Annotated in this window: 7 protein-coding genes; 5 read left to right on the top strand and 2 right to left on the bottom strand. The window is 68.0% G+C overall.

The window, feature by feature from the left end; translation table 11 throughout:
* The 3 genes from FJV41_RS44305 to FJV41_RS44295 all read left to right on the top strand — a co-directional run.
* The coding region (locus FJV41_RS44305) for an NHL repeat-containing protein (RefSeq protein ID WP_141648683.1) at positions 1-1,267 on the top strand (1,267 nt) is incomplete at its 5' end.
* 126 nt (positions 1,268-1,393) lie between these two features.
* A complete protein-coding gene (locus tag FJV41_RS44300; RefSeq protein ID WP_141648682.1) occupies positions 1,394-2,278 on the top strand; it encodes a class I SAM-dependent methyltransferase in 885 nt (294 codons plus the stop codon).
* A gap of 466 nt (positions 2,279-2,744) precedes the next feature.
* On the top strand, positions 2,745-6,149 hold the full coding sequence (locus FJV41_RS44295) for a hypothetical protein (RefSeq protein ID WP_141648681.1): 3,405 nt from the start codon (positions 2,745-2,747) through the stop codon (positions 6,147-6,149).
* 57 nt (positions 6,150-6,206) lie between these two features.
* Here the strand turns inward: FJV41_RS44295 and FJV41_RS44290 are convergent, their stop codons facing one another.
* A complete protein-coding gene (locus FJV41_RS44290; RefSeq protein WP_141648680.1) occupies positions 6,207-8,153 on the bottom strand; it encodes a vWA domain-containing protein in 1,947 nt (648 codons plus the stop codon).
* A 289-nt stretch (positions 8,154-8,442) separates the two neighbouring features.
* Between FJV41_RS44290 and FJV41_RS44285 the strand changes: the two genes are divergently transcribed.
* Positions 8,443-8,862 (top strand): hypothetical protein, encoded by a 420-nt coding sequence (locus tag FJV41_RS44285; RefSeq protein WP_141648679.1) that lies wholly within the window; start codon positions 8,443-8,445, stop codon positions 8,860-8,862.
* Positions 8,863-8,968: 106 nt separating this feature from the next.
* Positions 8,969-9,751, top strand: a complete 783-nt coding sequence (locus FJV41_RS44280) for a hypothetical protein (protein ID WP_141648678.1) — start codon at positions 8,969-8,971, stop codon at positions 9,749-9,751.
* A 3-nt stretch (positions 9,752-9,754) separates the two neighbouring features.
* On the opposite strand, the gene FJV41_RS44275 is transcribed toward FJV41_RS44280, so the two are convergent.
* Positions 9,755-11,242, bottom strand: a 1,488-nt coding sequence (locus FJV41_RS44275; RefSeq protein ID WP_141648677.1) for an FAM151 family protein, incomplete at its 5' end; no start/stop codon positions are given.

Genomic DNA, 11,242 nt, shown 5'->3' with positions numbered 1-11,242 from the left:
GGGCCGGGGGGAGCGTGTCGAGGTGTCGGTGACGCTGGAGGTCCAGGCGGGGCAGGCCGCGCTGGATGTCTCGTTTGGCGCTCAGGGGCTCGGGCTCCCCGCGCTGGGGCTGCCCGCGGTGAGCATCAACGCCATGGCCGTGACGCCGGATGGGAAGTGGATTCTCGCGGGCTCCACCGGCTCGGCGGGCCTGAGGGACGTGCTGGTGGCGCGGCTGCTGCCGGACGGAACGCCCGACGTCTCCTTTGGCACCCAGGGCACGCGCGTCATCGACGTCTGTGACGGTGATGACTATGTCGACGCCGTCACCGTGCTCTCGGATGGGCGGGTCGTGCTCGCCGGTGGTGCCATCGCGGACACCAACAGTTGCACGGCGCGCAACTACCAGAGCCTGCTGCTCGTGCGGCTCACCGACACGGGCGCGCTGGACACCACCTTCGGGACGACCGGGGTGAGGACCTTCCAGCTCTCCGCGGGCAACGCCACGCTGCATGCCCTCACCGTGGACTCCCGGGGCCGCGTGGTGGGCGCGGGGACCGTGCAGAACACGGACCGGGACCAGGTCCTCGTGCGGCTGCTGCCGACGGGCCAGCTCGACACCTCGTTCAGCGCGGACGGACTCGCCTGGGAGGACGTCGGCGGGGACGACGAGGGGCTGGGGGTCATCGCGCTCGCGGACGACTCGCTCCTGCTGGCGGGCACGACGGCGTCTCACAACCATGGCCTGTCGCTGCGGCGCTATCAGGTCAACGGTGAGCGGGACCGCGCCTTCAGCTACAGCCCTCCCGCCTATGTCACCCCCAGGCTCACGCCCCGGACGCTGCACCTCCTGGAGGGTGGCAAGGTGCTGGTGGGGACTCGCGCCGTGTTCAGTGGGGAAGGGGCCGGCACCGGCGCGGGGCTGCTGCGCATCGACAGCGGCACGGGCGCGGTGGACGCCTCCTTCGGCACGCAGGGCTACCGCTACTTCGTGACGGTGGAGAATCAGGCGAGGGACGTGCTCGTGGGCACGGGGCTGCTGCCGGGCGGCGACATCGCGCTGTCCACGGTGTACCGGGACGAGTCGGGCGCGCCGGGCCTGGGCCTCATCCATGTCTCCGCGAACGGGCTGACGGTGCTGCGCTCGCACCACTCGGACCTGCCCGGAAGCGAGCGGCCCCTCGTCGCGCGGCTCGACGCGGAGGGCTTCTTCCGGGTGGCGGGCCTGCACACCGCGCCGGGACAGTCCGTGGAGACCCCGTTCGTGGCGCGCTTCTGGCCCTACTGAGCCCGTCCCCATCCGCCTCCACGCCCCGTCAGCTGTCGAGCGGGCGGGGAGGCGGGCGTGGGGCGCGTTGACTCGCCTGGAGGGGGCTCCGAGAATGCGCGCTCCCCAGGCCCCGTGGAGCCCCGCTTGAACCTGCTGACCCGCGTGAAGAAGAGCCTCCGACACCGGGCCGCCCATCAGGCCTCCCAGCCCCTCTCGAAGCTGCTCAGCCTCACCGGCTTCGGCCGCTATGGGCCGGGCCCCCAGCTCAAGAGCCCGGAGCCGCTGCGGCAGGCGGGCATCCCCTACGAGACGTTCCGCTTCGACGTGGCAGGGCTGGACCGCTTCTGGAACGAGCTGCAGGCGGGCAGCCCCGTGCTCCGGCACTACTGCTCGCTCCAGCCCTACTGGGAGAAGCGTTCGCAGTACCACTACTCCTGGACGCAACTGGCGCCGCTGCTGTCGCGCGAGGAGGCCGTCTACGTCGACATCGCCTCCACGCTGAACAGCCCCTATCTGGAGGTCATCCGGGCCCTGGCGAAGACGCGCAACGTGTTCGTCCAGGACCTGGTGTTTCCGCCCGGCATCAACGGCCATGAGATTGGCGGCTCGGCCGCGGAGCTGCCGCTGGGCAATGCCTCCGTGGATGCGATGACGCTGCACTGCTCCTTCGAGCACTTCGAGGGGACCGCGGACACGGGCTTCATCCGGGAGGCGGCGCGGGTGCTGCGGCCCGGGGGCCGGGTCTGCATCGTCCCGCTGTACCTGGGCGAGTATGCCTTCACGATGTGCGACCCCGCGTGGGGTTATGACATCCGCCGCGAGGCCGAGCCCGTCATCCACCTCTTCCCGGGCTGGGGAGAGCGGCACGGGCGCTTCTATGGCGTGGACACGCTGAAGGAGCGCGTTCTGGACCCCGCTCACGCCGCGGGGCTCACGTCCCGCGTCATCCACTTCGAGAACATCCTCGAGCTGCACCCGACCTGTTACACCCACTTCGGCCTCGTGCTGGAGAAGCCCGCGGTCGGTTGAGGCTCGGTCCCCAGCCCCGTGCCCGGGGCGGGGGCCTCTCCCCTGAGGTCGTGGCACTGAAGGCATCGCGCCGGGCGACACGCGCCCAGGCGCGGTGGCGCATTCTTTCTTCATTTCCAGGTCGCGAACGCGAAGCGTCGAATGCGGTGCGCCACCTGGGCGGTAGGTGTGTCTCCCTGATGAAGCCGGAGTGCGAGCCGCACCCTGTCCGAAACGTCTGCTGTCGGGCGACACCCGCGACCTGAATGACCTGTCACGCGACCCATGCGCCGACCCTCGCGGCGCGTGACGGTCGCTGTATGTGTTTCATGTTTCATGTGACGCAAGGGTTTTTCGGTGAAAACAGGCATTAAATCCTGTCGCGAAACTCGCTGTCTCACATTCCGACAATGTTGAAGCGCGGGCTGGCAATGTGCCGGGCTCCTCGCCGTTCTCCCGCGCCTCCCCCATCCCCCAGGAGGTTGTCATGGCCATTCCTAGAGAGCTGCCCACGAAGGTCCGCAAGCCCGTAGAGCAGCCCAAGCCGAAGCCGAAGGCTCCCAAGGTCACGGCCGCGCAGGCGAAGAAGAAGGCGGAGAAGGCGCGCACGGAGGCCAAACGCACGCTGCAGAAGGCGCACGCGTCGGAGAAGAAGGCGACGGAGGCGCGCAAGACGCGCGGCGACGCCGGCTCCCGGCTGGACAAGGCGGACAAGGAGCGCGCCGTCGCGCTCTCTCCCGGAGCGAAGGACACGGCCCAGAAGAAGGTTGAGACGGCGTCCAAGGACCTCGACAAGGCGGACAAGGCCTCGAAGACGGCGAACGAAATCGCCGCCAAGGACAAGCGCGAGGCCCTTGCCGCGGCCAACAAGGCGCTCGCCGCGGAGAAGGAGGCGAACGACGCCGCGGAGAAGGAGAAGCTGCCCAAGCCGTACGCCCTCGCGGACCGGCAGAAGGATGTCTTCGACGCGGGCAGCCTGTCCGCCAAGGACCAGGAGAAGTTGTTCGGGACGAAGTCCGTCGTCTCCTCGAAGGAAGCCGCGACCTCCGATGCCAGACGCGTCGCGGACGCCTCCTCCAAGAGCCCGCGCGCTGGCGCCGAGGAACTCAAGCGTCAGCTCGCGCTCGGTCAGGACCCCGCGTACCGCAAGGCCCTGGTGAGCGAGTCCGCGCCGCAGGTGCAGAAGGCCGCGGACGCGGTGGGTGACAAGAAGACGCCCGCGGAGGACCGCAATGCCATGGTGAAGAGCCTGGCCGACAGCGCCGCGCTGGCGGGGCCCGAGGGCCGCAAGCCGATTGTCGACAAGCTCAACGCGCAGAAGGACCAGGCGACCGTCATCGAAGGCCTCAAGTCGCAGGGCAAGGATGCCAACACCCTGGCGCTGGGCGCGACGATGGCCCGCGAGCTTCGGGCCTCCGCCCAGTTCGACAAGGCCGACGCCATCACCCAGGCCAGCCCCGAGCTGAAGAAGGCGGCGGCGGAGTCACCCCTCGATACGGCGCTGCGCAAGGAGGTGGACCTCCAGACGGTGGCGGAGGAGCGCACCGGCGTGGAGAAGGGGCTGAAGCAGACCCAGAAGGACCTGAAGGCCCGTGCCCAGGCCCTGGAAACGATGGCCCAGAACCCGGAGAAGCTCCCGCCCGGGGTCTCCGTCGAGAAGTCGGATGGGTATGGCACGACGCTGGTGACGAAGGACGACAAGGGTCAGGTCACCGAGCGGGTGCGGTTCGGCGACCGCGACGACATGACGTACGTCTCCACGCAGAAGTTCGACCGGGAGAAGGGCACCGTCGAGTCGGAGTCGCTGGAAGACCACCACAAGCTGGACACGCTGACCAACACCCGCACCGTCTGGAAGGACCCGGACGTGGACGCGGCGTCGAAGATCTCCAGCACCAGCGACGTGACGAAGCGCAAGGCGGAGGACCCCAACGCCCTCTTCGAGTCCCGGGAGCTGAACTTCGCGACGAAGAACCTGGTCGAGAAGACCCTCACGGAGGACCCGAAGAACGGCACCACCCAGACGACGCGGACGTTCGGCACACAGGACGACGAGAAGGGGCTGAACGACCAGCTCAAGGGCAAGTTCGACGACGACCGTCCCCTGGACAAGGTGGACACCAAGACGGTCCACATCCCGCCCGAGGGGGCCAAGGACCCCGACGGCAAGCCCGCCAAGGCCAGCTACACCTTCGGCACGTCGTACTCCCAGGACAACGCCCGCGTCACCGCGAGCGAGAGCAAGGTCTTGGACCGGCCGGAGAAGAAGCCCAGCGAGAGCTCGTACGACAGCGGCTTCTACGACGCCGCGGGGGACGTGGAGTACCGGGCGGAGAAGGAGAACGGCTCGCCCAAGAGCTGGACGCTCCAGACGAGCAATCCCGGCGAGCTGAACACCCAGACGTTCATCGAGGGCAAGGAAGACCTCTCCGTCACCACCCGCAAGAAGCTGGACGGCAACACCGTCACGGAGACCACCGAGGGCCGGGTGCCCGACCCGAAGAACCCGGACGGGGACCCGGTCAGCGTGAAGGGCGACACGAAGCGCACGTTCGACGCGAAGGGGCGGCTGGCCTCGGCGCACTCGGACCAGACGGAGGCGGACGGGACGCGCACGGTGCGCGACTACGCGCTCACCGAGAAGCGGGACGACAAGGGCCGGCTCCAGACCACCGAATCGAGCACCACCTCCACGCAGCCCAAGGACGGCCCCGCCGTCGAGGCTCGCAGCGAGCTGACGCGGACGTTCGACGACAAGGACAGGGTCGTCGCGTCGCACCTGGACCAGACGGACGAGACGGGCGCGCGCGCGGTGCAGGACTACTCGCGCGAGGAGAAGCGCAACGCCCGGGGCGAGGTGGAGATCCACGAGCGCACCACGTCCAGCCTGAAGCCCAAGGACGGCCCCAAGAGCACCCAGGAGCAGGAGCAGGTGTCCGTCGACACGAAGACGGGACCGGAGCTCATCCGCGCCTCCAACAAAATCACCAACGCCGACGGGACGGCCCAGCACTCCATCACCCCTGAAGGACAGACGCTGACCGTCAACGGCGAGAAGGTCGATTCGGTCGACGCGCTCAAGGCGCTGCCCAAGGGGCAGGCGTCGCTGGGCGGGGCGGCGGTGGATGGCCTGTCGCAACAGGTCAGGGACTTCAATGAGCTGGCGCTCGCGATGTCTCCCAACCGGGCGTTGAACCCGGACAAGGTGGAGCGCAACGACTTGAAGGAGGTGAAGGCGGCGGTCTCAGCCAACTCCGTGGGCATGCTCCGCCTGAAGGAGGCGCTCACGCCGGCGCTCAATGGCCAGCCGTCGCTCAGCCTGGACCCCAAGGCACGCCTGGTGGGCGGAGCGAGCGGGATTGCCGGCCTGGCCGGCAGCGCTGAGATTCTGGCCAAGGCGGGTCCCCTGTTCATGCGGGACTTCAGCCAGGGCAACTACCTTGGCGCGGCGAAGGACGGGGTGGCGCTCGTGACGGGCACCATCGGCGTCGTGTCGGGTGGCAGCGCCGTCACCACCGCGCTTCGTGGCGCGGGCAGTGGCCTGACGCTGGACGGAGGCGTCATCACCGCGGGACAGCGCCTGACGCCCATGCAGGCCGCCAAGAGCCTGAACGGGCTCGCGAAGCTCACCGCGGGGCTGGGCGTCCTGAGTGGCGGCATGCAGGCCTACGACGGCATCCAGAAGGGCAATGGCTGGGCGGTCGCCAGCGGCGTGACGACGGCGACCGCGGCGGTGGGCGGCTACCTGGCGGCCGGCGCCGCGGCGGGAGCCTGGGGCGGGCCCGCGGGAGCCGCCGTGGGACTGGCGATTGGCCTGGGCGCGTGGGGCATGACGAAGGCGTTCGACCACTTCGACAAGAGCGACGTGAAAATCTCCGAGCCGACCATCTGACGACGACGTCCTCCTTCCCGGGCCCGTTTCGCCCGGGAAGGAGGGATGCCGCGCGTGTTACCGGTTGGGAGGCGCCCCCAGCGTCACCCAGCCACTGAGCGTCTTGTTGCCGTCGGTGTGGCTCTCCACCGCGTAGAAGAAGTGGCGAGTCGCGTCGGAGGCGTCGACGAAGCGCACCGCGGTCGTCTCGGTGAACTCCTCGCTGACGTCGACCTCACCAATGGCCTCCATGTCGCCCGCCTCGGGGTTCTCGCTCCGGTAGACGACGTAGTGCTTGTGGTGCACGGTGTGCGGCCACGTCAGCTCCGTGTACTTGCCGTCGACGCCGCGCACCGCGAGCTCCACGGCGACCGGCTCCGTATCCGGCGAGATGACGTTGACCTCGTACCTCACGCCACCGATGGGGTCCTTCCGGTCATCCCTCTCGAAGATGTTCATCGGGAAGAAGCCCTCGGGCCCGTCCGACAGGAAGTTCACGTGGATGCGCTCATCCATCTCCTTGTCGGTGTGGAGGCCCAGCGCGCCGCCGTGGCCGCCGAAGAACAGCGTCGTGCCTTCGACACCCTCCAGGCCCTCGGCCTCGCCGCCCGCGGCCTCCCAGGCCGCGAACAGCCGGTCCGTCAGCGTCAGCGTCACGCGGCCCGGGAACGGCTCTGCCTCGGGACGGATGAAGAGCGTCGTCGCATGGCCCACCGTGGGGCGCACGTCATACGTGGTGGTGCCCGTGCCGCCGGGCAGCATCCGGACCACGTCCACGTTGCGCCAGGCGATGTTGTTGTTGAGCTGGGTGTTGGTGACGGTGTCGGAGCCGATGATTTCCGGGTAGCTCATCGGGTCGCCGTCGGACACCCACCGCGCCAGCAGGCAGTAGTGGCCGGGCAGGGGGACGTTGGCCCACTGGATGCGGATGTCACGCGTCTCGCCCGCGTCCAGGAAGATGTTGTGTTGGGTCTGGATGCGCCTCCAGCTCGTGGAGCCCCAGGAGGAGTTGCCGCCCGACGCCAGGTAGTACAGGTGCAGCGAGCCACCAATGGGGCCGGTGGGGCGCAGCGGGCCGTAGTTGCGCAGGGTGACGAAGACGTAGTTGTTGGGCGTGCCGAACACGGGGTTGGTGGAGCTGGCGCAGCCGTTGACGTTGTTGCACACCTTGATATCGGGGCTCGTCCAGATGGCGCCGGAGCTGGGCTCCCAGCCGTTGTCGGCCGGCGTGTCGCGGATGAAGACGTCGGACGGGGTGCGGCAGTCGCTCAGGAAGTCCTGCACGGCCTGGGGCACGTCCGCGCCGCTGGGCGCCGTCAGCCGGTAGGCCCCCTGGGAGACGGTGGCGTAGTTCTGCATGATGCCCACCACCGTGGGGTCGGGCGTGCCGCCCGTGGGGACGTAGACGGCGTGAATCCGGATGCCCTCGTTGTAGGCCTCCTGCGCCTGGAGGCTGGCCAGGGCGTTGCTCGTGTACGAGTCATTGAAGCCGCCGGGCAGGTTGTCGGTGATGAGGACGACGACCCGGCGGGCCCCCGTGCGCCAGTAGCCCGTGAAGGCGCCGTTCTGGTTCGGGCGGAAGGCGATGTTGTGGATGACGGTGTTGAGCGCCTCGTCGGACGCCTCCGGCAGGTTCCACCCGCCGTTCGCGCTCAGGCTGGCGATCTGCGCCTGCATCTGGGCGTCGTTACCCGCGCCCAGGTCCACGCGCACGGTGACGTCGTCCTGGAAGGTGACCAGGCCCAGCCGGTAGTCGCCGTTGGACGACGTCTGGATTTGCGTCAACAGGTTGGAGAAGTTCGCCTGGAGGGCGGTCAACGAGCCGCCCATGCTGCCCGTGTCGTCGATGGCGAAGACCACGTCCAGGGGGCCGCACTCGCACGGGTCGACCTGGGGCGGCTCTTTCGGGGGAACCGGGGCGGGAACCCTGGCGGCCGAGGCGACCTGCGAAGACATGAAGAGACAGAGCATTGCCGCGCCGAGCCAGGACATGGCTCGTGGGTGGAGCGTGTTTGACTTTGACATGTAGTGGTTTTCTCCTACGGGGTTTCCACGTCATGTCGGAGAGGGATTGGCGGGGCGTCGACGTGGCGGGCGGCTTGTGAGCAGGAAGCAAGCCATTGCGGGCTTGCAAGTCATTCAGGCGGTTGCGGGGACACGGCGTGGCGGGATGGGTTACTCACGGGGTGGTTTTGTGAAGTTTCCCGCTACACCTCGCACGTGGCGGACGTGTCACAAGCCCCGGGGGCGTGTCGTCTCGGGGATGTGCGGCCGGGGCTTCCGGTCTCACGCTCTCCAACCACCCTGGTGCACCGTGCCCTACAAGTTCCTGAAGCAGCCGAAGACGCCTCCCGACTCCAAGCTCTGTGGTTTCTATGCGCTGTACCACTTCACCAATGGCGGGCTGACGCGGGACGAGTTCATCCAGAAGGCGACGCAGCACTACGAGACGGCGCTCGGCCTGCCGAACAAGGAGGCCCAGGAGATGGTGATGGATGGCAATGACCCCTCCGTCCTGGGGTTGTATGGCCTGGCCCAGAGTGACGCGGACACGCTCAAGAAGCGGGGCGTGGGTGTGATTGCGGACACCACCCGCGGCCACTTCTTCACCGTGCGCCAGGAGAACGGCATCTGGTCCAGCTACGACAGCTACAACCATGACGCGGCGAAGGCCTATCCCTCCTTCGAGGCGCTCCAGAAGGCGGAGATCGGCAACAGTCAAATCTGGGTCTGAGGGAGGTCGGCGGGACAGCCCTGCTCGGGCGTGCGAGATTGGAGCCTTTGACGAGGACTCCCGCTTGCGCGCCCGAATCGCCGCCCCTTGGAGTGTCGGACTGGCCTTGGTTGTCCTTTGCCTCGCGTGTGCCCACCGGCCGTCGTCCCCGGGGTGCTCGGCGGGGGAGACGCTGTGCTGGGACTTCGAGGAGGGGCGGCTGCCCGCGGGTTGGACACCGCACCGTGACGAGTTCAGCGGGCGGCTCGTCGTGGATGACACCCGGGCCCATGGCGGCAGGTATTCGCTGCACGCCAGCCAGTTGGTGGGAGGCCGGGAGGGCGAGCAGGGGGGACCGAAGAAGACGGTGCGCTTCGAGTTGCCCGGGGACTTCGGCCCCGTGCTCTGGGGGCGCGTCTTCGTCTACACGACGCCCGCGCGCCCGGCCTCACACGCGGGACTCTTCAACGCGCGCTATCCCCGGCCCGGGAGTGATGACGGCGCGTTCCAGGCGCTCGACTGGTACGAGGTGGCGACGTACCAGGAGAAATACATGGCCCTCTGGCATCCGCCGGAGCCGCCCGGCTTCCCGGAGTGGGTGCAGGTCTCCGACACGCCGCTCGTGCTGGACCAGTGGGTGTGTCTGGAGTGGCTCTTCGACGCGGCGAACGGGGAGGCCCCGGAGGCCGCCGAGCCGCGTGTCTGGCTCGACGGCGTGGAGCTGGCCTGGCCCCGGAAGTTCGTCTTCTCCGACCCGCCCACGGACACGCCTCCGAAGCGGGAGAAGGCCCGGAGCTTCACGGTGCTGGAGACGGGCGTCTTCCTCTACCAGGGGCTCTCCGTGCCCACCGACTGGTGGCTCGACGACCTGGCCGTCGGTGGGCAGCGGGTGGGGTGCTCCCCGCGCTGACGGCTAGAACCGGAGGTGGTCAAGACCCGGGACGGTGTCCCGGACCTTGCTCATGACTCCTTCCTTGAGGTCGATCATTCCCGTGATGTTCAGGGCACGCAGCTCGTCTTCGGCTTTCTTCTTGCTCTGTCCGTCGAACGTATTCCCCCGCCAGATGGAGATGGGCCCCAGCTTCTCCAGCGCCTCGATTTGCGCGGGTTTCGTGGGGTGCTGGCCATACTCGAAGACGAAGGTGACGGGGCGTGTGAGGCCTCCGCATTCGACCGCGGCTGTCATTTGGGCGATCTTCTCATCCATCGAACCCTCGCCTGGCGGGTTGATGGCGAGGGTCGCACCGGGAAACATGTCGCGTGTGGCTTTTCCATGTTTGCTCATGACGTCGAAGCCGTAATTGAACATGAGCCGTTCGTTGGGGACACCGGCGGCCCTGACGTCTTCGAGGAACCTGTTGTTGAAGACTCGGTCATCCTTCACGTCCAGCTTGAGACCGACCCCTTGTTCCTTACCCTTGTTCAGCCACTCCATCAGGGTGAGATTGTCGCCGGTCTCATTGCCGCCGTGACGCATCTCGATTTTGCCCTCGCGATTGAGCTCCATGCGGATGTCGCCTTCGAACCAGTTGTAGTCCCCGTTCTTGGCGTGGTTGAAGTCATCGCGGAGGTTGGTGGCGTGGGCGTTCTTCGCGAGCGCGAGGGGCGTGCCGGGCACCCAACGGTTTCCGTCTGGCGGAGGGCCAGGAGGGACCTCCGCCAGAGGCTTGTGCTCCTCGCGCAGCGCCTTCGCGGCCTTGTTCTTGCCCGAGGCCTCGAGCTCCGTCACGAGCGTTCCCGCGAGCTTGTCCAGGCCGGGCATGTTCTCCGACTTGAGCTCCTTCAGCTTGTCGTCGAGCTGGTTGATGTCCGACTTGTCGGGCGTCGACGCCGCCAGGGTTTGACCCAGGAGCTTGAGGCTGTCGGGGCCGACCTGCCCGGCGACCACGGACAGGTTCTTCAGTGTCTCATAGGTGGTGTTGTACTTCCCGTGGGAGTCCTTCTTGGGGTCATCCAGCTTGCCCTTGTTGGCGCGCTCTCCCAGCTCGCTGGAGATGTCCTGGAGCGTCCTGGCGGAGGTCTTGAGCAGGGTATCCGCATACCCTGGCTCGGCCCGGTGCTGCATGGTGAGGTCCGCCAGGGTTTGGGCAGCCTGTGACGCACCTCCCGCGCGAAAGGCCCTGTCGACTTCGAGCGCGTCGCCCGCGACGCCGCTCGGATCGCTGTACTCGGACTCGGGCTTGGCGATGTTGCTTGAAGTCGAAGGGTCGTACTCGGACTCGGGCTTGGCGGTGTTGGTTGAAATCGACGGGCCGTACTCAGACTCGGGCTTGGCTGTCGAACTGGCCGCCACCAGGGGTTGAAACGTCGGGGCGCCCGTCAGGTCCGGTCCGGTGGGCAGCTTCGAGCCCGCCACGAACTCGTCCTTCGTGGGCATTCCGACGGCCGGAGGGGGCTCGGG

Source organism: Myxococcus llanfairpwllgwyngyllgogerychwyrndrobwllllantysiliogogogochensis, assembly GCF_006636215.1.
Classification (GTDB): domain Bacteria; phylum Myxococcota; class Myxococcia; order Myxococcales; family Myxococcaceae; genus Myxococcus; species Myxococcus llanfairpwllgwyngyllgogerychwyrndrobwllllantysiliogogogochensis.
The sequence above is the reverse complement of the archived record's forward strand: the minus strand, read 5'-3'. Positions and strand labels throughout refer to the sequence as shown.